This is a genomic window from Micromonospora sp. WMMA1949, from assembly GCF_027460145.1.
Taxonomy (GTDB): domain Bacteria; phylum Actinomycetota; class Actinomycetes; order Mycobacteriales; family Micromonosporaceae; genus Micromonospora.
On the sequence record NZ_JAPZBG010000001.1, the window covers coordinates 1,880,066 to 1,902,569 of the forward strand.

General features: G+C 73.7%; 18 protein-coding genes and 1 pseudogene. 14 read left to right on the forward strand and 5 right to left on the reverse strand.

Annotated elements, in window-relative coordinates:
• The first annotated feature begins 61 nt into the window (after positions 1-61).
• The gene (locus O7607_RS08570) at positions 62-1,042 is read left to right on the forward strand and encodes a DUF4349 domain-containing protein (protein WP_269702257.1); all 981 of its coding nucleotides are present in this window, start codon (positions 62-64) and stop codon (positions 1,040-1,042) included.
• Here O7607_RS08570 and O7607_RS08575 read toward each other — a convergent pair.
• Both O7607_RS08575 and O7607_RS08580 read right to left on the reverse strand, forming a co-directional pair.
• Positions 999-2,258, reverse strand: coding sequence for an amidohydrolase (locus tag O7607_RS08575; RefSeq protein ID WP_269702258.1), 1,260 nt, complete (start codon positions 2,256-2,258; stop codon positions 999-1,001). The genes O7607_RS08570 and O7607_RS08575 overlap by 44 nt on opposite strands.
• A gap of 471 nt (positions 2,259-2,729) precedes the next feature.
• Entirely contained in the window at positions 2,730-4,313 is a 1,584-nt protein-coding gene (locus tag O7607_RS08580) for an acyl-CoA mutase large subunit family protein (protein WP_269702259.1), read from the reverse strand.
• A gap of 203 nt (positions 4,314-4,516) precedes the next feature.
• Here O7607_RS08580 and O7607_RS08585 point away from each other — a divergent pair, with 203 nt between their 5' ends.
• Entirely contained in the window at positions 4,517-6,532 is a 2,016-nt protein-coding gene (locus tag O7607_RS08585; protein WP_269702260.1) for a serine/threonine-protein kinase, read from the forward strand.
• A 49-nt stretch (positions 6,533-6,581) separates the two neighbouring features.
• Positions 6,582-8,246 carry a phospho-sugar mutase gene (locus tag O7607_RS08590; protein WP_269702261.1) on the forward strand — a complete coding sequence of 555 codons (1,665 nt, stop codon included), beginning with the start codon at positions 6,582-6,584 and terminating at the stop codon, positions 8,244-8,246.
• Between the two features lie 88 nt (positions 8,247-8,334).
• On the opposite strand, the gene O7607_RS08595 is transcribed toward O7607_RS08590, so the two are convergent.
• On the reverse strand, positions 8,335-9,009 hold the full coding sequence (locus O7607_RS08595) for a GOLPH3/VPS74 family protein (RefSeq protein WP_269702262.1): 675 nt from the start codon (positions 9,007-9,009) through the stop codon (positions 8,335-8,337).
• Between the two features lie 98 nt (positions 9,010-9,107).
• Positions 9,108-9,740 (reverse strand): uracil phosphoribosyltransferase, encoded by a 633-nt coding sequence (gene upp / locus O7607_RS08600; RefSeq protein WP_120571672.1) that lies wholly within the window; start codon positions 9,738-9,740, stop codon positions 9,108-9,110.
• A gap of 136 nt (positions 9,741-9,876) precedes the next feature.
• Here upp and deoC point away from each other — a divergent pair, with 136 nt between their 5' ends.
• The 10 genes and pseudogenes from deoC to O7607_RS08650 all read left to right on the forward strand — a co-directional run bounded on the left by deoC (position 9,877) and on the right by O7607_RS08650 (position 21,034).
• Complete coding sequence (gene deoC, locus O7607_RS08605) at positions 9,877-10,836, forward strand: deoxyribose-phosphate aldolase (protein ID WP_269702263.1); 960 nt, start codon at positions 9,877-9,879, stop codon at positions 10,834-10,836.
• Positions 10,837-10,841: 5 nt separating this feature from the next.
• Positions 10,842-12,272: an aldehyde dehydrogenase family protein gene (locus O7607_RS08610; protein ID WP_269702264.1), complete on the forward strand. Its 1,431-nt coding sequence runs from the start codon at positions 10,842-10,844 to the stop codon at positions 12,270-12,272.
• Positions 12,265-13,089: an aldehyde dehydrogenase family protein gene (locus tag O7607_RS08615; protein WP_269702266.1), complete on the forward strand. Its 825-nt coding sequence runs from the start codon at positions 12,265-12,267 to the stop codon at positions 13,087-13,089. The genes O7607_RS08610 and O7607_RS08615 overlap by 8 nt, the downstream gene beginning before the upstream one ends.
• A 55-nt stretch (positions 13,090-13,144) precedes the next feature.
• On the forward strand, positions 13,145-13,591 hold the full coding sequence (locus tag O7607_RS08620) for a BlaI/MecI/CopY family transcriptional regulator (RefSeq protein ID WP_269702267.1): 447 nt from the start codon (positions 13,145-13,147) through the stop codon (positions 13,589-13,591).
• Positions 13,592-13,601: 10 nt separating this feature from the next.
• Positions 13,602-14,507 carry a M56 family metallopeptidase gene (locus tag O7607_RS08625; RefSeq protein WP_269702269.1) on the forward strand — a complete coding sequence of 302 codons (906 nt, stop codon included), beginning with the start codon at positions 13,602-13,604 and terminating at the stop codon, positions 14,505-14,507.
• Between the two features lie 103 nt (positions 14,508-14,610).
• On the forward strand, positions 14,611-15,858 hold the full coding sequence (locus O7607_RS08630; protein ID WP_332367329.1) for a cytochrome ubiquinol oxidase subunit I: 1,248 nt from the start codon (positions 14,611-14,613) through the stop codon (positions 15,856-15,858).
• An 11-nt stretch (positions 15,859-15,869) separates the two neighbouring features.
• Positions 15,870-16,877: a cytochrome d ubiquinol oxidase subunit II gene (locus O7607_RS08635; RefSeq protein WP_269702273.1), complete on the forward strand. Its 1,008-nt coding sequence runs from the start codon at positions 15,870-15,872 to the stop codon at positions 16,875-16,877.
• Entirely contained in the window at positions 16,874-18,553 is a 1,680-nt protein-coding gene (gene cydD, locus O7607_RS08640) for a thiol reductant ABC exporter subunit CydD (protein ID WP_269702274.1), read from the forward strand. Before O7607_RS08635 ends, cydD begins: the two co-directional genes overlap by 4 nt.
• Positions 18,475-20,289: pseudogene (gene cydC / locus O7607_RS08645) on the forward strand (thiol reductant ABC exporter subunit CydC); the annotation flags it as partial. The gene cydD and the pseudogene cydC, both read left to right, overlap by 79 nt.
• Positions 20,290-20,350: 61 nt before the next feature.
• Positions 20,351-21,034 (forward strand): permease prefix domain 1-containing protein, encoded by a 684-nt coding sequence (locus tag O7607_RS08650; protein WP_269702276.1) that lies wholly within the window; start codon positions 20,351-20,353, stop codon positions 21,032-21,034.
• 14 nt (positions 21,035-21,048) lie between these two features.
• Here O7607_RS08650 and O7607_RS08655 read toward each other — a convergent pair whose 3' ends face one another.
• Complete coding sequence (locus tag O7607_RS08655) at positions 21,049-21,390, reverse strand: PadR family transcriptional regulator (RefSeq protein WP_013473973.1); 342 nt, start codon at positions 21,388-21,390, stop codon at positions 21,049-21,051.
• A 145-nt stretch (positions 21,391-21,535) separates the two neighbouring features.
• Here O7607_RS08655 and O7607_RS08660 point away from each other — a divergent pair, with 145 nt between their 5' ends.
• A complete protein-coding gene (locus tag O7607_RS08660; RefSeq protein WP_269702278.1) occupies positions 21,536-22,480 on the forward strand; it encodes a DNA primase in 945 nt (314 codons plus the stop codon).
• Positions 22,481-22,504: the final 24 nt, after the last annotated feature.

Consider the following 22,504-nt stretch of genomic DNA (forward strand, 5'->3'; position numbering starts at 1 on the left):
CGCGTCACGTCCGAGGTATCGGTCCCGGCTGGCGGGGCCGCCGACGATCGGAGTACGGGGCATGGGTGGACGACGACTCCGGGGCGTGGCCCTGGTGGCTGTGGGTCTGATAGTTGCGCTGGGTGTGGGCGCGTGCAGCGCGGGCGGTGACAGTGGCAGCGACTCGGCCGCGCCGGCCGCCGACGGAGGCGCGGGGCGCGAGCAGGCCGCCGAGGGCGGCGCGGACAGCGATCAGGCGGCCCCGGGCGGCACCGGCGGCGCGGACCTGCGGGTCGACCAGCGGTCCATCATCTACACCGGCACCATGCAGGTCCGGGTGGACGATGTGGAGGCCGCCGCGCGGGAGGCGATCACCGCGGTGACGGCGGCCGGCGGATTCGTCGGCGCCGACCGGCGGTCGAGCCGGGCCGCCGAGGCGCGGGCGGCGCTGACGCTGCGCGTGCCGGCGGACCGGTTCTCCGCGGTGATCGACCGGCTCGCCGGTCTCGGCCGGCAGGAGCGCCGGGAGATCCGCACCGAGGACGTCACCGAGCAGGTGGTCGACCTGGACGCCCGGATCGCCACCCAGCGGGCGCGGGTGGAGAGTTCCCGCAAGCTGCTCGCCCGGGCCACGTCGGTGGACGAGCTGGTGCGGCTGGAGAACGAGGTGGGCACCCGCCAGGCCGACCTGGCCGCGCTGGAGGCCCGCAAGCGCCGGCTCGCGGACCTGACCGCGCTCTCCACCATCACCGTGACGTTCCTCGGTCAGGACGCCAGCACCGCCGAGGAGGAGGCCGACCTCGGCTTCCTGGCCGGGCTGGGCGGCGGCTGGACGGCATTCCTGGCCTCGGCCCGGGTCCTGCTCACCGTGCTCGGCGCGGTGCTGCCCTTCGCGGTCGTGATCGGCGTACCGCTGTGGTTGCTGCTCCTGTGGCGGCGCCGGGTGCGGGCCCGGCGGACGCCGCCGCCCGGCCCGGGCGCGATGCCGCCGGGCCCGGCCGGGCCCGCCGACGGTCCGGTCAGCGCGCCGCCGCCAGTGCCCGCAGCGCGGTCTGGACCATGAGGCGTACGCCGACCTCGATGGCGCGCTCGTCCACGTCGAACGACGCCCGGTGCAGGTCCACGTTGGGCCCGCTGCGGCCGACGCCGAGACGGGCGAGCGCGCCCGGCACGTGCTCCAGGTACCAGGAGAAGTCCTCGCCGCCCATGCTCTGCGGCGTCTCGGCGATGCCGTCGGGGCCGAGCGCCGCGGCGGTGGCCGCGGTGAGCACGCCGATCGCGCCGGCGTCGTTCGTCACCGGGGGCCGGCCGCGCAGGTATTCCAGGTCGACTGTGGCGCCGGTGGGGGCGAGCACGTCCCGCACCACCTGAGCCACGATCTCGGGGGCCTGGTCCCAGGTGTCGCGGTCCATCACCCGCAGCGTGCCGGCCGCGCACGCCTCGGACGGGATGACGTTGTAACGGGTGCCGGCCGAGGCGTGGCCGAACACCAGCAGCAGCCCGCTGTTGGCCGGCACCCGGCGGCTGATCAGCGTGGGCACCTCGGTCACCAGCCGGCCGAGCGCGTCCACCAGGTCGACGGTCAGGTGGGGGCGGGCGGTGTGCCCGCCCGGCCCGGTGAGCCGGACCGTGACGTTGTCGGCGGCGGCGGTGATCGGGCCGACCCGCAGGCCGACCTTGCCCACCGGCAGGTTCGGGTCGCAGTGCAGCGCGAAGATCTGCACCACGTCCTCCAGGCCGCCGGCCTCGATGACCTCGAGCGAGCCGCAGGGCAGGATCTCCTCGGCCGGCTGGAAGATCAGCCGGACCCGGCCGTCGAGCCGGCCGGTGTCGGCGAGCTGGGCCAGCAGCATGCCGACGCCGAGCATCACCGACGTGTGCACGTCGTGGCCGCAGGCGTGGCAGACGCCCTCGACTGTCGAGCGGTACGACACGTCCTTCGGGTCGCTCAGCGGCAGCGCGTCGATGTCGGCGCGGAGCGCGATCACCGGCCCGTCCGGGCGCCCGTTGATGTCGCAGATGACGCCGTTGCCCTTCGGCAGCAGACGCGGCTTCAGCCCGGCCAGGGACAGCTCGCGGTGCACCAGGGCGGCCGTCTCGAACTCCTCGCCGGACAACTCCGGGTGGGAGTGGATGTGACGGCGCGTTTCGATGAGGCCGGGTACGCGCAGCGCGAGCAGATGGTCGAGCTCGAAGGGCAGGGGCTGGTAATCGGTCGGCGTCTCGGACCGGGACGACGCCAGCAGGCCGCCGGAAGGCAGCGTCAACGCACTCGTCACGTCGAATTCTCGATCACTAGAAGTGGATGGATCTTCGGGTCGGACAGCAGACAGCCTAGACCTCCGGCGGTGACGCTGCGCAACATCTTTCGCGTAGCGGTCGGACCGCGCAGCGTCACGAATGCCCTGGTGGGAGGGCTCGAATATCTGCGGGACAGCAGGTAGATCGCGGTCGAACGCCGTCATCCGCCTCCCACCTCCTACAACGCGTAACCGTTTCATCGGTCACAAATAACGACCCGTCGTTCCGAATTGTCGCATTAGTCGCGGCAATTAACTGCCGCTCCGACAATTGCACGACAACTGTCGGCTGCCGGAAGACTCCCGACGGTGACACGAGCGTCCGACCGCCGACCGCACAGGCTGTCCGTCCCGTTCACCCGATCCGGTTACCCGGAACGGCGAATCGCACACGCGAAAGCGGCCCGCGCCGCGCACTCAGGGTGCGCGGCGGGGCCGCCTCCGGACGACTCAGAACCGGTCGCTGGGCCGGTAGATCCCCCACACCTCGCGCAGCGTCCCGCAGACCTCGCCGACGGTGGCGCGGGCGCGCAGCGCCTCCTTCATCGGGTAGAGCACGTTGGCGTCCCCCTCGGCGGCGGCACGCAGCTCGGCCAGGGCCCGCTCGACCGCGCCCGAGTCCCGCTCGGCGCGCAGCCGGGCCAGCCGCTCCCCCTGCGCCGCCTCGATCGCCGGGTCGACCCGCAGCGGCTCGTACGGCTCCTCCTCGTCGATCCGGAACCGGTTGAGCCCGACCACCACCCGCTCGCCCGAGTCGATCTCCTGAGCGATCCGGTACGCGGACTGCTCGATCTCCCGCTTCTGGAAACCGGCCTCGATCGCGTCCACCGCCGAGCCGTGGTCGAAGACCCGGTCCATCAGCTCGGTGGCCGCCGCCTCCACCTCGGCGGTCATCGCCTCCACCACGTACGACCCGGCGAACGGGTCGACGGTGGCGGTCAGGTCCGTCTCGTACGCCAGCACCTGCTGGGTGCGCAGCGCCAGCCGGGCCGCCTTCTCGGTGGGCAGCGCGATGGCCTCGTCGAAGCTGTTCGTGTGCAGCGACTGGGTGCCGCCGAGCACGGCGCCGAGGCCCTGCACCGCCACCCGGACCAGGTTCACCTCCGGCTGCTGCGCGGTGAGCTGCACGCCGGCGGTCTGGGTGTGGAACCGCAGCATCATCGACTTCGGGTTCTTCGCGCCGAACTCGTCGCGCATCAGCCGGGCCCAGATGCGCCGGGCCGCGCGGAACTTCGCGACCTCCTCGAGCAGCGTGGTGCGGGCCACGAAGAAGAACGACAGGCGGGGCGCGAAGTCGTCGACGGCCAGCCCGGCGGCGAGCGCCGCGCGGACGTACTCCACGCCGTTGGCGAGGGTGAACGCGACCTCCTGCGCGGGCGACGCGCCGGCCTCGGCCATGTGGTAGCCGGAGATGGAGATGGTGTTCCACTTCGGCACCTCGGCCCGGCAGTAGGCGAAGGTGTCGGCGACCAGCCGCAGCGAGGGCTTCGGCGGGAAGATGTACGTCCCCCGGGCGATGTACTCCTTGAGGATGTCGTTCTGGATCGTGCCGTTGAGCGCCGCCCCCGGCACGCCGTTCTCCTCGGCCACGAGCTGGTAGAGCAGCAACAGCACCGAGCCGGGCGCGTTGATGGTCATCGACGTGGAGACCTTGTCCAGCGGGATGCCGCCGAACAGCGTGCGCATGTCCTCGATGGAGTCGATGGCCACGCCGACCTTGCCCACCTCGCCGTGCGCGATCGGGTCGTCCGAGTCGTACCCCATCTGGGTGGGCAGGTCGAAGGCGACCGACAGGCCCATGGTGCCGGCGCGCAGCAGCTGGTGGTAGCGCGCGTTGCTCTCGGTCGCGGTGCCGAACCCGGCGTACTGTCGCATGGTCCAGGGCCGGGACGTGTACATCGTCGGGTACACCCCGCGGGTGTACGGGAACTCGCCCGGCTCACCCAGCCGGGCGTCCAGGTCCGCCGGAAGGTCTGCCGCCGTGTAGACGCCCTGGATCGGGAAACCCGACTCGCTTGACCGCGCATCGCTCATTACCGGATGGTAGGACGCGCAGACCGCCTGGTGGGTGAGGGATACCGCACACCTCCCGGTGGCGGCGCACCGGAGGTGAACAACCGACCACATACCGTCGAGTAGGTAAACGCCCGCCGCGTCGGGTTTCGCATCGGGCGTCGGAACCAGCAAGATAGAGGGGTTGTGTCCCAGCCCCCTCGATATCCCCCGGTGGCTTTTCTGTGACTCAGATTCCGACGTGGAGCGGCGGACCGGCCAGTCCCCCCACTGGACGCGCGGCGCCCGGCACCACCATCGGTGGTCGCTACTCGCTGCGCTCCCCGGTGGGCAACGGAGGCATGGGCACGGTCTGGCGGGCCACAGACACGTTGCTGCGCCGTGATGTGGCGGTCAAGGAGGTCGTCCTCCCGCCGGGGCTCGCCCCGAGCGACCGCGACGCGCTCTACGAACGGACGCTGCGGGAGGCCCGCGCCGCCGCCGCGATCCAGCACCCGGCAGTGGTGCAGGTCTACGACGTGGTCACCGAGGGTGGCCGTCCGTGGATCGTGATGGAGCTGCTGGACGCCCGCAGCCTGGCCGACATGGTGATCGAGGACGGGCCGGTCGCGCCGCGCGCCGTCGCCAAGATCGGCATCGCGCTGCTCGGCGCGCTGGAGGTGGCGCACGCGATCGGCGTGCTGCACCGCGACGTCAAGCCGGCGAACGTGCTGATCTGCACCGACGGCCGCTGCGTGCTCACCGACTTCGGCGTGGCCCGGATGCCCACCGACGTGCAGCTCACCACGCCCGGGATGGTGCTCGGCTCGCCGCACTTCATCTCCCCCGAGCGGGCCATGGGCCAGGAGTTCGGGCCGCCGAGCGACCTGTTCTCGCTCGGCGTGACGCTCTACACGGCGGTCGAGGGCCGGCCCCCGTTCGACAAGGGCGACCCGATCGAGACCATGCACGCAGTGGTCGAGGACCCGCCCGCCACGCCGCAGCGCAGCGGCCCGCTCACCGGCGTGCTGATGGGGCTGCTGGAGAAGGACCCGGCCCGCCGGATGGACGTGCACCGTGCCCGGGCCAACCTGCGTGAGCTGCTCGCCGGGCCGCTGACCAGCACCGCCACCGCCGTCAACTCGGTCACCGACCCGTACGCGGTGGTGCCGGTGCCGCGCCCGACCACGCCGCCGGCGATCGCCGCGGAGCCGAAGCCGAGCGGGCAGATCGGCGGCCGGGCGATGATCGGCCCGGACGAGTCGCTCACCGACCGCCTCGCGGCCCTGCGCCGCGGCGAGCGGCCCCAGGCCGAGAAGGCCGCGGCGGGTGCCGCCGCGCTCGACGAGACCAGCGCCGACGCGCTGGCCGGCCCGCTGCACACCCCGACCGGCGCGATGTCCGGGCCGGGCACGCCGGAGGCCACCCAGCGCATCTCGCCGGACGCCACGGTCCGGCTCGGGGCGGGCGCCGGTGCGGACGCGACCCAGGCGGTACCCGCCACCTACGGCCGCACCGTCGACGCCACCCAGCCGGTGTACGGCGGCGGCAACCAGTGGTCGGTGCCCGGCACCGGCCAGGCGTGGACCACCCCGGCGACCGCGCCGGCCGCCGGTGGTGCCGGCACGCTCGGCACCGCCAAGGGCCTGCTCGGCCGGGTGAAGGCGTGGCCGCGCAAGGTCCAGCTCGCCGCCGCCGGTGGCCTCGCCGTGGTGCTGCTGGTGAGCGTGATCGCGCTGACCAGCGGCGGCGACGACGCGCCGCCGCCGATCGTGGGCACGCTGCCCACCACCTCGGCGGCGGCCGCGCCGGAGATGCAGGAGCGGACCGTCAAGGGCGTCACCATCCAGGTCCCGAAGGGCTGGCAGCAGCAGACCGGCGGCCTCTACGTCGACTACGTCGACCCGGAGGACGAGGGCCGCAAGGTGCGGGTCATCGCCGAGAAGTGGGGCGGCACCTCGATCAGCTGGGCCGAGTTCGCCTCGCGGAACCTGAAGAGCAAGACCGCGAACAGCAAGACCTGCCCGGCCCCCTACACCGAGTTGTCCGTCTCCGAGCAGCCACTCGCCGGCCAGACCGCGGGCCAGCTCGAATACACCTGCGGCGAGGGCGAGACCATGCGGCACGGCATCTGGCGGGGCCTGGTCAAGGACGGCAAGGTCTACTCGTTCTACCTCTCCACGACCGACGCGCGATTCGCCGAGAGCAAGCCGATCTTCGACGCGATGGTCGACTCGTTCCAGCTCACGGCGGCCAACTGAGTCGAGGCCGACGGTCGGTGGTGATCCGCCGCCGTGCTTTCATGAGGCAATGGCGGCGGAAACCACTGACCTTGACGACCTTCGCGTACGAGCCGAGCGCTGGCTCGCCGACGACCCCGACCCGGCCGGCCGCGCCGAGCTGCGCGCCGTCCTCGACGGGCTGCCCGGCACGGCGGCCGACCTGGCCGACCGGTTCGCCGGTCCGCTGACCTTCGGCACCGCCGGGCTGCGCGGCCCGCTGCGCGCCGGGCCCAACGGCATGAACCTCGCCGTGGTCACCCAGGCCGCCGCCGGGCTCGTCGGCTGGCTCGCCGCCCAGGGCGGCGAGGGCCCCCTGGTGATCGGGTACGACGCCCGGCACGGCTCGCTGGCCTTCGCCGAGCGCACCGCACAGGTGGCCACCGGTGCGGGCCGGCCGGCGCTGCTGCTGCCCCGGCCGCTGCCCACGCCCGTGCTGGCGTTCGCGGTCCGGCAGCTCGGCGCGGTCGCCGGAGTGATGGTCACCGCCAGCCACAACCCGCCGCAGGACAACGGCTACAAGGTCTACCTGGGCGCGCAACTCGGCGGTGACCTGGGCGCCGGAGCGCAGATCGTGCCGCCCGCCGACGCCGGTATCGAGGCGGCCATCCGGGCGGTCGGCCCGCTCGCGGCGGTCCCGCTCGGCCCGGCCGGGCAGGTGCTCGGCGACGACCTGGTGGCCGCGTACGTCGAGCGGGCCGCCGCCGTGGTGGACCCGGCCGGACCCCGCGACCTGAAGGTGGCGTACACGCCGCTGCACGGGGTGGGCGCCGCCGTGCTGACCGCCGCGTTCGCGCGCGCCGGATTCGGCGTGCCCGGCGTGGTGCCCGAGCAGGCCGAACCGGACCCGGCGTTCCCGACCGTCAGCTTCCCCAACCCGGAGGAGCCGGGCGCGGTGGACCTGCTCGTCGCGCTCGCCGACCGCACCGCAGCGGACCTCGCCATCGCCAACGACCCGGATGCGGACCGCTGCGCGGTGGCCGTCCGCGACGCCGGGTCCTGGCGGATGCTGCGTGGCGACGAGGTGGGCGCCCTGCTCGCGGACCACCTGATGCGGCGCGGTGTGACCGGCCTGTACGCCACCACGATCGTGTCGTCGGCGCTGCTGCGGGCCATGGCGGCGGCCCGGGGTCTGCCCTACGACGAGACGCTCACCGGGTTCAAGTGGATCGTCCGGGCCGGCGGCGGCCGGGAGCCGCTCGTGTACGGCTACGAGGAGGCGCTCGGCTACTGCGTCGCGCCGGGTCACGTACGCGACAAGGACGGCATCACCGCCGCGCTGACGGTCGCCGAGCTGGCCGCCGGTCTCAAGGCCGAGGGCCGTACCCTCCTCGACCGGCTGGACGAACTCGCCGCCGAGTTCGGCGTGCACCACACCGAGCAGCTCTCGGTCCGGGTCGAGGACCTGCGGGTGATCGCGGACTCGATGGCCCGGATCCGGGCGGCCACCCCGACCACGCTGCTCGGACAGCCGGTGACCGAGGCGTCCGACCTGCTCCCCGACGCGGACGTGGTGATCCTGCGTACCGACGCCGCCCGGGTGGTGATCCGGCCGTCCGGCACCGAGCCGAAGCTCAAGGCGTACCTGGAGGTGGTGGAGCCGGTGGCCGGCGGCGACGTGCCGGCGGCCCGGCAGCGCGCGCGGGCCGCGGTGACGGAGCTGCGCAACGAGATCGCCGCCGCCCTCGGCCTCTGACCCCGGATCTAAGGAAGGGCCCCTTGTTAACGCCTGGCGTTAACAAGGGGCCCTTCCTCTACCGGAGGCGCTAAAAGGGGGCCCTTCCTTACCGCTTGCCCAGGGCGGCGTCGACGGCCTGGCCCAGCGCGGCGATGACCAGGCTGATCGACGGGCGCACCACGCTGTCGTCCAGGCTCACCGTGCCGGAGAACCCGGCGCCCGCCGCGATCTCCTCCAGGCGCCGGCCGGCGTCCTCGGCAGCCGGGCCGGTCAGCCCGAGCGCCGGTTCCATCCGCAGCACCGCGACGAGCGTGGCGAGCGCGGCGGTCCGCTCGTCCGGGAGCTGCCCGCTGGTCAGCGCCTCGGCCAGCCGCTGCCGGATGTCCGCCTCGACAGTCGGGTCCGCCATGGGGTAGCGGTGCACGTGGATGAAGCCCAGCTCGGTCTCCTCCACGTCCCGGACCACGCCCCGGCCGCAGAGGTCGGTGAGGATCCGGTCGCGCAGCCCGTGCCGCAGCCGCTGCACCCACGACGACGGCGTGTGCGGTGTCTCTGCGGCGATCTTGGCGAGTACGGCGTCCGCGATCGGCTCGCCGGTCGGGGCCGGGTCGACCACCGCCAGGTTCCCGTCCGCGTACGCGATCCGTCCGGCCAGGGCCAGCTCGACCAGCACCGCGGCGGCCATGCCCAGGTCGAGGCTGATCCGCGGCATGGTGGCCTTGCCGGTTTCGTCGTCATACGCGAGGAGCAGCAACTCCTCGGCGAGCGCAACACCAGTCATGGCCCGGAACGCTAGCGCCTCCCCGCACCCCCGCGCATCGACTCGCCGGGTGGGTCCGGTTCACGGTGCGGAGGGCGGCCCTCCGCACCGGACCGGTCTCAGAAGCGGGGCATGCCGCCGAACTGGCGGTCACCGGCGTCACCCAGGCCGGGCACGATGAACTTCGAGTCGTTCAGTCCCTCGTCGATCGAGGCGGTGACCAGGCGCAGCGGCAGGCCGGAGCGCTCCAGCCGCTCGATGCCGACCGGCGCGGCCAGCACGCAGAGCACAGTGATGTCGGTGCAGCCGCGGTCGGCGAGCAGCCGGCAGCAGTGCTCCAGCGAGCCGCCGGTGGCGAGCATCGGGTCGAGCACCAGCACCGGCAGGCCGGCGAGGTCGCGCGGCAGCGACTCCATGTACGCGCGGGGCTCGTACGTCTCCTCGTCGCGGGCCAGGCCGACGAAGCCCATCGACGACTCGGGCAGCAGGCCGAGCGCGGCGTCGGCCATGCCGAGACCGGCCCGCAGCACCGGCACCAGCAGCGGCGGGTTCGCCAGCCGGCTGCCTTCGGTGGCGGTGACCGGGGTCTGGATCGAGTACTTCTCGACCGGGAAGGAGCGCGCGGCCTCGTACACCAGCATGGTGGTGAGTTCGCGCAGCGCCGCCCGGAACGACGAGGAGTCGGTCCGGGCGTCCCGCATGGCGGTCAGCCGCGTCTGGGCGAGCGGATGGTCAATGACTGTTACGTCCACGATCGCTCAACCTACCGTTTGCCGGCCCGGCACAGGGCGGGTGCGGTACGACCAGCGACACCGCTCACGTATGACGCTCACGACCGCTCGTTCGTGAGCAAGATCACTCGACTCGCGGGTGCGTACTATTCGGGGCATGACGGCGACAACGACGTCGGCCCGGTCGGACCTCACCGAGCTGGGACGATCCGAGACCGCTCTGCGGACCTTCCTGCACGGCCTGCCCGGCGTGGACCAGGTCGGCGCGGAGCAGCGGGCGGCACAACTCGGCACCCGCTCCATCAAGACCACCGCGAAGGCCGAGGCGATCGACCTGGCGATCCGGATGGTCGACCTGACCACCCTCGAAGGGGCGGACACCCCGGGCAAGGTGCGGGCGCTGGCCGCCAAGGCGCTGCGTCCCGACCCGGCCGACCCGAGCTGCCCGCACGTCGGCGCCGTCTGCGTCTACCCGTCGATGGTTCCGTACGTGGCCGAGGTGCTGCGCGGCAGCGGCGTGCACCTGGCCAGCGTGGCCACAGCGTTCCCGTCCGGTCAGGCCCCGCTGGAGATCAAGCTCGCCGACGTGCGGGCGGCGGTCGAGGCGGGCGCGGACGAGATCGACATGGTGATCAACCGGGGCGCGTTCCTGGCCGGGCGCTACCAGGAGGTCTACGACGAGATCGTGGCCACCAAGGACGCCTGCGGGGACGCCCACCTCAAGGTCATCCTGGAGACCGGTGAGCTGGCCACGTACGACAACGTGCGCCGGGCGTCATGGCTCGCCATGCTCGCGGGCGGCGACTTCATCAAGACCTCCACCGGCAAGGTCCCGGTCGCGGCGACCCTGCCGGTGACGCTGGTGATGCTGGAGGCGGTCCGCGACTTCCGCGCCGCCACCGGGCGTCAGGTCGGCGTCAAGCCGGCCGGTGGCATCAAGACCACCAAGGACGCGATCAAGTACCTGGTCATGGTCAACGAGACCGTCGGCGCCGACTGGCTGAGCCCGGACTGGTTCCGGTTCGGCGCGTCGAGCCTGCTCAACGACCTGCTCATGCAGCGCACCAAGCTGACGACCGGTGTCTACGCCGGCCCCGACTACTTCACCCTGGACTGAACGCGATGTTCGAATACGCACCCGCCCCCGAGTCCCGCTCGGTGGTGGACATCAAGCCCTCGTACGGGCTCTTCGTCGACGGCGCGTTCGTCGACCCGGCCTCCGGCGGCAGCTTCAAGTCGGTGAACCCGGCCTCCGAGGAGGTGCTCGCCGAGATCGCCGAGGCCGGCGCCGAGGACGTGGACCGCGCGGTCCGAGCCGCCCGCAGCGCGTACGAGAAGGTCTGGGGTCCGATGCCGGGCCGGGACCGGGCCAAGTACCTGTTCCGGATCGCCCGGATCATCCAGGAGCGCTCGCGTGAGCTGGCGGTGCTGGAGTCGCTGGACAACGGCAAGCCGATCAAGGAGTCCCGCGACGTCGACCTGCCGCTGGTCGCCGCGCACTTCTTCTACTACGCGGGCTGGGCGGACAAGCTCCCCCACGCGGGTTTCGGGCCGGACCCGAAGCCGCTCGGCGTGGCGGCGCAGGTCATCCCGTGGAACTTCCCGCTGCTCATGCTGGCGTGGAAGATCGCCCCGGCGCTGGCCGCCGGCAACACGGTGGTGCTCAAGCCGGCCGAGACCACCCCGCTGACCGCGCTGCTGTTCGCCGAGATCTGCCAGCAGGCCGACCTGCCCGCCGGTGTGGTGAACATCGTCACCGGCGCCGGCGACACCGGCCGGGCGCTGGTCGAGCACCCGGGCGTGGACAAGGTCGCGTTCACCGGCTCCACCGAGGTGGGCCGGGCCATCGCCCGCTCGGTCGCGGGCACCCGCAAGAAGCTCACGCTGGAGCTGGGCGGCAAGGCCGCGAACATCGTCTTCGACGACGCCCCGATCGACCAGGCCGTCGAGGGCATCGTCAACGGCATCTTCTTCAACCAGGGGCACGTCTGCTGCGCCGGTTCCCGGCTGCTGGTCCAGGAGTCGGTGGCCGACCGGGTGCTGGAGTCGCTGAAGCGCCGGATGGCCCAGCTGCGGGTCGGCGACCCGCTGGACAAGAACACCGACATCGGCGCGATCAACTCGGCCGAGCAGCTGGCCCGCATCCGGGAGCTGTCCGACGCCGGGTCCGCCGAGGGCGCGGAGCGCTGGTCGCCGCCGTGCGAGCTGCCCGAGCGCGGCTTCTGGTTCGCGCCGACCATATTCACCGGCGTCACCCAGGCCCACCGGATCGCCCGCGAGGAGATCTTCGGCCCGGTGCTGTCCGTGCTGACGTTCCGCACCCCGGCGGAGGCCGTCGAGAAGGCCAACAACACGCCGTACGGGCTGTCGGCCGGGATCTGGACCGACAAGGGTTCCCGGATCCTGTGGCTGGCCGACCGGCTGCGCGCGGGCGTGGTGTGGGCCAACACGTTCAACAAGTTCGACCCGACGTCGCCGTTCGGCGGCTACAAGGAGTCGGGCTACGGTCGCGAGGGCGGCCGGCACGGGCTGGAGGGGTACCTCAATGTCTGAGCGGGTCGCGGTACGCAAGACGTACAAGCTCTTCATCGGCGGGAAGTTTCCGCGCAGCGAGTCGGGACGGTCGTATCTCGTGCAATCGGCGAACGTGTCTCTTGCCTCCCGGAAGGACGCGCGGGACGCGGTCGTGGCCGCCCGCGCCGCGGTGAAGGGCTGGGCCGGGGCGACCGCGTACAACAGGGGTCAGATCCTCTACCGGGTCGCCGAGATGCTGGAGGGCCGGCGCGACCAGTTCGTCGCCCTGGGCGTCCCGGCCGACGAGGTGGACGCGGCGATCGACCGCTGGGTCTGGTACGCGGGCTGGTCCGACAAGGTCGCCCAGGTGTACGGCGGCGCGAACCCGGTGGCCGGCCCGTACTTCAACCTGTCCGCGCCGGAGCCCACGGGCGTGGTCGCGGTCGTGGCCCCCGAGGAGCCCGCGCTGCTCGGCCTGGTGAGCGTGATCGCCCCGGCGATCGTCACCGGCAACACGGTGGTGGTGGCCGCGTCCCCGGCGGCGCCGCTGGCGGCGGTGACGCTGGCCGAGGTGCTCGCCACCTCCGACCTGCCCGGCGGGGTGGTGAACATCCTCACCGGCCGGCTGACCGAGACCGTGCCGACGCTCGCCGCGCACATGGACGTCAACGCGATCGACCTGACCGGCGTCGCCGACGCCGAGCTGGCGGCCGACCTGGAGGTCAAGGCGGCGGAGAACCTCAAGCGGGTGCTGCGGCCGGCCCCGGCCGACCACGACTGGTACGCCGATCCCGGCATCACCCGGATGACCACGCTGCTGGAGACCAAAACGGTCTGGCACCCGAAGGGCGTCTGACCCGGGCGGTCCCCGGGGGTCGAAGGGGATCTACTACCGGGGGTAGGATTGACGGGTGACTCGGCTGGGGGACCTTGAGCGTGCGGTGATGGACGTGCTGTGGGACGCGGCGCCCGCCTCGTCGGGCGGCGTGACGGTGCGCGAGGTCGCCGACGCCCTGGACGGCCGGGAACTCGCGTACACGACGGTGATGACCGTGCTCGACCGGCTCGCCGGCAAGGGCATGGTGCAGCGCGAGCGGGAGGGCCGCGCCTGGCGTTACCGCCCGGCCGCCACCCGCGAGGCGCACATCGCCCAGCTCATGCTCGAAGCCCTCGATCTCGGCGGCAGCCGGGACGCCGCGCTCGTGCGCTTCGCCCGCTCGGTGACCGGCACGGAGGCGGACGTGCTCCGCGCCGCGCTCGGCGCCGAGGCGGGGGCGACAGTCGAGGACGGGCCGACCGGCCGGGTCGAGGACCCGCGGGCCGGGCGGCCGGCGCTCGACGAGGCGACGGACCGGTAGGGCGGCTGCCGTGGCGTACGCCCTGCACTTCGCCGCGATCATCCTGGCCTGCTGGCTGACCGCGCAGGTCCTCGCCGCCGCGCGCTGGACCTGGCGGGCGCCCCGCGTGGCGATCATCTGCTGGCAGGCGGTCGGGCTGGCGCTCGGCCTGTCCGCCATGGGGCTGCCGATGGCGCTGGGGCTCGACGCGTACGACCGGGCGACCGGGTACGCGCTGCTGGCCCTGGCCGACGACCTGGCCCACGGCGCGCTGCCCGCCGGGGTGGGCGCGGTGCACCTCAGCCTGGTCGGCGTCGGTCTCGGCATCGGCGCGGTGCTGCTCACCACGACGGTACGCAGCCTGCACGGCGCGGTCCGCGCCCAGCGCCGGCACCGGGAGCTGCTGCACCTGGTGGCCCGGCGGGACCCGACGGTGCCCGGCGCGCTGGTGCTCGACCACCCGAGCGCCGCGGCGTACTGCCTGCCCGGGGTGCGTCCCCGGGTGGTGGTGAGCGCGGGCACGCTCGACCTGCTCGACCCGGCCGAACTGGCGGCGGTGCTCACCCACGAGCGGGCGCACGCCCAGGAGCGGCACGATCTGGTGCTGCTGCCGTTCACCGCGCTGTGCCGGGCGCTGCCCTGGTTCCGGTGGGTGCGGGACGCGCACGCGCGGGTGGCGCTGCTGGTCGAGATGCGCGCCGACGACAAGGCCCGCGAGTTGCACGCGGACGCGCCGCTGGCCGGTGCGCTGCGCCGGTTCGCCGCCGCCGAGCACCGGGTGCAGCCGGCCGGCACGCTCGGACTCGGCGACCGCGATCTCGACGTACGCGTGCAGCGGCTGCTCGTCGCGGGCCGCCCGCCGCGGGTGCGGAGCGCGATGGCGCTGGCGGTCGCCGGCACGCTCGTCTCGCTGCCGTTCGCCCTGTTCCTGAGCTGATCCGCCGCCCCCTAAGGGACTTCTCCGGGTTCGCGCACCAGTATAGGTAGCGAGGCTACGTGTAGGTTGGCTACGACAAGCGAGCCAACCCATGGGGGACACAGTGGACCCGCTGCTCCTCGCCCGCCTCCAGTTCGCCACCACCACCTCGATCCACTTCTTGTTCGTGGCGGTCACGCTCGGCCTGGTCACGCTCCTGGTCGGCCTGCAGACGGCCGGCTACCTGACCGGCAAGCCGGTGTACGAGCGGCTGACCCGGTTCTGGGGCCAGCTCTACGTGATCAATTACGTGCTCGGCATCGCCACCGGCATCGTGATGGAGTTCCAGTTCGGCCTGAACTGGAGCGGGCTGTCGCGCTACGTCGGGAACGTGTTCGGCGCGCCGCTGGCCATCGAGACGCTGGTGGCGTTCTTCCTGGAGTCCACGTTCCTCGGCATGTGGATCTTCGGATGGCACCGGCTGCGGCGCGGCGTGCACCTGGCGCTGCTCTGGGGCGTGGCGATCACCGCGTACGCCTCGGCGTTCTGGATCATGGTGGCGAACGCCTGGCTGCAGAACCCGGTCGGGTACGAGGTCCGCGACGGCGTCGCCCACCTCACCGACTTCGGCGCGCTGCTCACCAATCCCACGTTCGGCATGGCGTTCGGCCACGTGATCTCGGCGAGCCTGGTCACCGGCGGCCTGCTGATGGCCGCGGTGAGCGCCTGGCACCTGCTGCGGCGTACGCCCGACTACGCGCTGTTCCGCACCTCGCTGCGGCTCGGCCTGGTCACCGCGGCGCTCTCGGTCACCCTGCTCCAGGGCTTCGGCTTCGCCCAGTTCGGGCCGGTCGCGCAGGTCCAGCCGACCAAGTTCGGCGGCGGGCCGGACCGGGACGCGCTCGTCGCCGACTGGACCGCACGGTTCGGCCCCGGCGACTGGGATCCGCCGGTGCTCTCCAACGTCGGTCTCGGCTTCATGATCCTGATCGGCTTCGCGCTGGGCACCCTCTGGCTCCTGCTGCCGCTGCTCTGGCGCGACTGGATCATTCGGCTGAAGGTCCCCCTCTGGCTGATCCTGCTCGGCCTGCCGCTGCCCTTCGTGGCGATGCTGCTCGGCTGGATCGCCCGCGAGGTCGGCCGCCAGCCCTGGGCCGCGTACGGGCTGCTGCCCACCGCGCAGGCCGTCTCGCCGGTCTCGCCCGGGCTGATGCTCGCCTCGCTGATCGGGTTCAGCCTCCTGCTCGGCGCGCTCGCGGTGACCAACTGGACGCTCATGGCCCGGCACGCCGCACGCGGCGCGCACGACCCCGCCCTCGGCCGCCCGCCCGCGCCCGACACCGACGCCCCCCACCAGCCCGTGCTCGTCTGAGGGAGCCCGCCGTGGAACTCGCCTGGTACGCCCTGCTCGGCCTCTTCTTCGCCACCTACCTCGTGCTCGGTGGCTACGACTACGGCGTCGGCCTGCTGCTGGCCCGGCGCGGCCCGAGACCGGGAAGCCGCGCCACGCTCACCGCGCTCGGGCCGTTCTTCCTCGGCAACGAGGTCTGGCTGGTCGCCGCCGTCGGCATCCTGTTCGGCGCGTTCCCCCGGCTGGAGGGCGAACTGCTCTCCGGCTTCTACCCGGCGGTGCTCGCCGCGCTGGCCGGTGTGGTCCTGGTGACCGCCGGGGTGCAGTTGCGCAGCCGCCCGGCCTCCGCCACCGCTCGCGCCGGTTGGGACCGGGTGGTGGTGGCCGGCGGCATGCTCGCCGCGCTGGGCTGGGGCGCGGTGCTCGGCGGGCTGCTCCAGGGCGTGCCCTTGAGCGCGGACGGGCACGTGGTCGGTGTCGGCCATCTCGCCACCCCGTTCGTCGCCGCCGCCGCGCTGGCCCTGCTCGCGCTGGTCGCGGTGCACGGTGCGACGTTCCTCACGCTCCGGCTGCCGGCCGCCGACGCCCCGGCACTCGCCCGGCTGGCGAGCGGCCTGGTGCCCGCCGCACTGGTCGCGGTCGGCTCGGCCACCGTCCTGGGCCTGCTCTCCGATCGGGTACGCGCCGCCGTGGCGCGACCGGCTGTGGCCGTACTCCTGCCGTTGGCGCTCGTGGCGGCGCTGCTGGCGGCCCGCGCGGCGCTGCGGCGGGGCCGGGCCGGGGTGGCCTTCGTGGCGACCGCGACCGCGCTGGCGCTGCCCGCGCCGCTGATCGGGGCCGCGCTCTGGCCCCGGATCCTGGTCTCCACCGCCGACCCGGCGGCGTCGCTGACGGTGGCCGAGGCGGCCGCGAGCCGTCCGACGCTGGCCCTGTTGGGATGGCTCGCGCTACCGCTCCTGCCGGCCCTACTAGGCTTTCAGGCAATGTGCTGGTGGGTGTTCCGGGGACGGATCGACGGCAGGGCACCGGTGTACTGGTGAACCGCCGCCCGTTCGACCCGCGTCTGCTGCGTCGGGTCCCCGCGGCCCGGCGCGACCTCGCCGTGCTCGCGGTGCTGGGCGGGCTCACCGCGCTGCTGGTGATCGCGCAGGCCACCGCGCTGGCGACGCTGCTCGCCACGGCGTTCGACGGCCGGCTGCACCGGCCGGCACTGGCCGGGTTCGTGGCGGCGGTGGCCGGGCGGGCGCTGGTGAGCTGGGCGCAGGGCACCGTGGCGGCGCGGGCCGCCGCGACGGTCAAGGCGGCGTTGCGCGCCGACCTGCTCGGCGCGGTCGGCCGGCACGGCCCCACCTGGGTCGCCGGGCAGCGGGCCGGGCAGCTCGCCACGCTGGCCGGGCGCGGCCTGGACGCGCTCGACCCCTACTTCACCGGCTACCTGCCGCAGCTCGTGCTCAGCGTCACGGTGCCGGTGGCGGTGCTCGCCCGGATCGTGTTCGCCGACTGGAGCTCGGCGCTGATCATCGCGCTGACCATCCCGCTCATCCCGATCTTCGGCGCGCTGCTCGGCTGGCAGGCGCAGGCCGCCACCGAGCGGCAGTGGCGACGGCTGTCGCTGCTCGGCGGGCACTTCCTCGACATGGTGGCCGGGCTGCCCACGCTGCGCGCGTTCGGTCGGTCCCGGGGGCAGGTCGACGTGGTACGCCGGATGGCCGACGGCCACCGCCAGGCCACCATGAAGACGCTGCGGATCGCGTTCCTGTCCGCGCTGGTGCTGGAACTGGTCGCCACGCTCTCCGTCGCGCTGGTCGCGGTGCCGATCGGCATCCGGCTGCTCGGCGGCGGCATCACGCTCTCCACCGCGCTGCTGGTGCTGCTGCTCACCCCGGAGGCGTACCTGCCGCTGCGGGCCGCGGGCAGCCGGTTCCACGCCAGCATGGAAGGCCTAACCGCGCTGGACGAGGCGCTCACGCTGTCGGCGGCCGACGCGCCCGCCACCACCGAGCCGCGCCATCCGGCGCCGGGCGGCCGCAGCGAGATCCGCTTCGAGGGCGTCACAGTCGCGTACGACCGGACCACGGCGCTGCGCGACGTCACGCTGACCGTCCGGCCCGGCGACCGGGTGGCGATCATCGGGCCCAGCGGCGCGGGCAAGAGCACACTGCTCAACCTGCTGCTCGGCTTCGTCGCCCCGACATCCGGCCGGATCACCGTCGACGGGGTGGACCTGGCCGGGGTCGACCCCGACGCCTGGCGGCGCGAACTGGCCTGGGTTCCGCAGCGGGCGCACCTGTTCGCCGGGTCGCTCGCCGACAACATCCGCCTCGGCGCACCGGACACCCCGGATGCCACGCTCGCCGCCGCGGTCACCGGCGCCGCGCTGGACGAGGTGGTGGGCGCCCTGCCCGACGGGCTGGACACCCGCCTCGGCGAGCGCGGCCACGGCCTGTCCAGCGGGCAGCGGCAACGCGTCGCGCTGGCTCGCGCGTTCCTGCGGGACGCGCCGATCGTGCTGCTCGACGAGCCGACCGCGCGGCTGGACAGCGCCAGCGAGGCAGTGGTGCTGGATGCGACGCGGCGGCTGGTCGCCGGGCGTACCGCGCTGCTCGTCGCGCACCGGCCCGCGCTGCTCGCCGACGCCGACCGGATCCTGCGCGTCGAGGACGGCCGCGTCACCGAACTGCACCCGACCGCCGCCGGCCCGGCGGTGCCCCGATGATCCCCGGCGCGGAACGCGCGGTACTGCGCCTGGCCCGGCCCTACCTGAACCGGCTGCTCGGCGCCGGGCTGCTCGCCGCCGCTACCGAGTTCGCCGGCCTGGCGCTGATGGCCACCGCCACCTGGCTGCTGATGAGCGCCGCCGGCCGGCCGCCGCTGGACCGGCTGACGGTGGCCATCGTCGCCGTCCGGGCGCTGGCCGTCAGCCGGGGCGTGTTCCGGTACACCGAACGGCTCGCCGGGCACGACGCCGTCCTGCGCATGATCACCGACGTACGGGCCCGCGTCTTCGCCACGCTCGCCGCCCGGCGCGAGACCGGCCGCCGTACCGGGGACGCGCTGAGCCGGCTGGTCTCCGACGTGGAGGCGGCCCAGGACCTGCTCCTGCGCGTCCTGGTGCCGGGAGCGGCGTCGGCACTGGTCAGCGTGCTCGCCGTCGGCGTCGCCGCGCTGATCTCGCCGCCGGCCGCCGGCGTGCTCGCGATCGGCCTGCTCGTGGCAGGCGTGGCGCTGCCCACGCTCGCCTCCCGGATCACCCGCCGCGCCGCCGACGAGGTGGCCCCGCTGCGCGGCGCGCTCGCCGTGGACGCTGTCGACCTCACCCACGGCGCCGCCGACCTGGCCGCGTTCGGGGCCACCGGCGCCGCGCTCGCCGCCGCCGACGAGCGGGCCGGACGGCTGGCCCGGCTGGAACGCCGGCTCGCCGCGACCGGCTTCGCGGTGGACGCGCTCGGCGTCCTCGTGGCCGGCCTCACCGCCGCCGCCGTCGTGGCCGTCGCGCTGCGCGCCGACGTCGGCGGCGTGCTCGTCGGCGTCCTCGCGGTCGGCTCGCTCGCCGCCGTGGAGGTGGCCCTCGCGCTGGTCGCGGCGGCCCGTCAGCGCACCCAGTTGCGGGCCGGGCTGGCCCGGGTCGCGGACCTGCTCACCGAGCCCGCCACGGCGACGCCGCGGACCGCGCCGGAGCCCGCGCTCGACGGCCACGACGTGCGGTTCACCGACGTGACGGTCCGCTACCGGGCCGGCGCCGCCCCCGCCCTGACCGGGTTCGACCTCGACCTGCCGGCCGGCCGCCGGGTGGCGGTGGTCGGGCCGAGCGGCGCCGGCAAGAGCACCCTCGCCGCCGTGCTCACCGGCGCGGTACGCCCCGACACCGGCCAGGTCACCGTCGGCGGCGTGCCGGTGTCCGAGATCCCGGCCGAGCATCTGCCCCGGGTGGTCGGCGGCCTGCTCGCCGAGGCATACGTCTTCCACGCCACAGTCAAGGAGAACCTGCTCCTCGGCCGGCCGGACGCCACCGAGGCGGATCTGGTCGCCGCGACCCGGGCGGCCGGCCTGCTCGACTGGGTACGCGAGCAGCCCGACGGCTGGGACACGGTGGTCGGCGAGCAGGGCGGGCAGCTCTCCGGCGGGCAACGGCAGCGGCTCGCGCTGGCCCGGGCGCTGCTGGCCGCCCCGCCGGTGCTGGTGCTCGACGAGCCGACCGAAGGGCTCGACCCGGCGGCCGCCGACGCGGTGCTGGACTCCACGCTCGCCGCCACCCCGGCCGGGCACTCGGTGCTGCTGATCAGCCACCGGCTCAGCGGCCTGGCCGGACTGGACGAGATCGTGGTGCTCGAGGACGGCCGGATCGCGCAGCGCGGCCGGCACGACGAGCTGGTGGCACGACCCGGCTGGTACCGGGAGCAGTGGCTGCGCCAGGAGGCGGCCGAGCGCGGCTACCTGGCGATCACGCCCTGACACCCGGCCGATCGGGGTTTTCCCTGACGCGGCCGTCGCCCTCCGGTGGCAGGCTGGGCGCATGCGGGTGCATGAGGAGGCAGTGGTCGACCAGCGGCTGCACGAGTTGTCCACGCGGCTGCACGGGCCGAACCGGCTCAAGACCGACCTGCTGACCGAGGCGCGGCACGCGCTGGAGGACGCCGTCGAGGCGTACCGGGAAGGGGGCCTGCCGCGCGCGGAGGCGGAGCGGCGGGCGGTCGCCGAGTTCGGCAGTGACCGGCAGCTCGTGCCGGAATTCCAGGCCGAGCTGGCCACCGGGGCGCTGCGCGGGCTGGCGCTGCGCACGCTCCTGATCTCGGTGCCGCTGATCGCCGCCGGTGACCTGACCTGGCAGGGGTCGAGCTGGAGCGGCGGTCCCCCGCCGCCGCAGAGCTACCTGCTGCTCTCCGCCGGGCTGGACGTCATCTGGGCCGTGATCGCCACGCTGGCGCTGGCCGCGCTGCTGGTCGGCCCGCTCGCCGCCCGGTGGGGGTCGCCCCGGCTCGCCCGCTCGGCCCGGCTGATCGGTTTCGGTCTGACCGGCAGCCTGCTGCTCGGCGCGGTCGCCGGCGGCGCGCTGTTCGGCTGGTCGATCGGGCTGTGGGACGCCGCGCTCACCTGGCCTCCGATGATCATCGGCATGGTGGTGGTCTCCGCGGCCTGGTTCGCGCTGGCCCGGGCGGCCCGCTGCTGGGTGCTCGCCGAGCGGCGGCTGGCCGCCTGAGCGGCCGGGCACCGTCAGGCCGGGGCGGTGGGCGGTTCGTCCGCCCCGAGGAACCGGCCGACCGTGGCGCTGAACTCGCGCCAGCCGGCCCGCTCCCCCGCCAGCGCCCGGCCACCGGCGTCGGTCAGCTCGTAGGTCCGGCGCTCCCGGCCGTTCACCGTGCTCCACGTGCTCGCCACCAGCCCGGCCCGCTCCAGCCGGCGCAAGGCCGGATAGATGGTGCCGGTGGGCAGATCCAGCGTGCCGCCGCTGCGGGCACGCAACGCCTCGATGATCGCGTAGCCGTGCAGCGCGCCCCGTTCCAGCACGGCGAGCAGGAGCGCGTCCAGGTGTCCGTGCAGCGCCTGCGCCTTCATAGGTAGCAACGCTACTTGTCGTGCCGCCGCGACGCCATGGGGTGCGACTCCCGGTCGGAACGGTCGCCCACTAGGGTATGTGCGCAGAGTCACTCGGCAGCGCGACGCCGCCGGGTGGGCAACCCGAACGCACACGGAGGTCAGCGTGGCCCGCCAGTCGCCCCAACGGCCCGACGCCGACGAGCCCGAGCTCGACGACACCGACGCCGCCGCCGCGGCCGACGAGGTCGAGGAGGACCGCCCGCCGGCCGACCGCGCGCTCTGGGAAGAGGTGCGGATCGACCCGGTGGAGATCGCCCTGCCCGCCGGCACCGGCTTCACGCTGCGGGCCTACCGGTCGGCGCGCGAGCTGACCCCGACCGACGTCGCCGAGCGCGACCAGGACGACCCGTTCCTGGCCCGCCGCCAGGTCGTCGAGACCGAGGAGGACGAGGAGGTGGTGATCCTCGACGAGGAGTTCGCCGCCCTCTCCGCCGAGGAGGACGACGAGGACGAGGAGAAGGACGCCAAGTCCCGCCGCAAGGGCAAGGCCGACGCCTCGGACGACGACAAGGCCGAGGACGACGAGGACGAGGACGACGAGGACGAGGACGAGGCGGGCGACGAGGAGGTACCTGTCTTCCTCACCCACAAGGGCCGGCTCCTGCTGTTCAAGACCCCTGAGTCATTGGTCACTTTCATCCGTTCCGGTGCGCCCAACGACCTGTCCCAGCTGGACAGTTGGAACGAACTGTCCGAACGGCTGGAACCGGCCGACATCGCCCCGCTGGACGAGGACACGTACGAGCTCGACCTGGTGGTGGAGAACCTGCGTGGCGGCCACGACGCGTGGGATCACCAGCTGCTCATCGAAGCCGGTGAGATCGCCCGTGACCTGGCGTACGCCCTGCGGCTACCCGCCGTGCTGGACATGCTCTCGGCCGGCTCCAGCCTGGACGACCTGGACGAGGCGCTGCGGGCTTCCGTCAACGGGGGTGTCGGTGGTTTCCTGGGCCGTCGCCGCCTGAAGAAAATCGGGGCACAAACCGCAAGTCTCGGTTGGCGCACCATTGTCGGCAAGATCTCTGCGGTTGTGGACTGGCGCGACTGACCCGGAGCGGGGAGCATCAGTCTC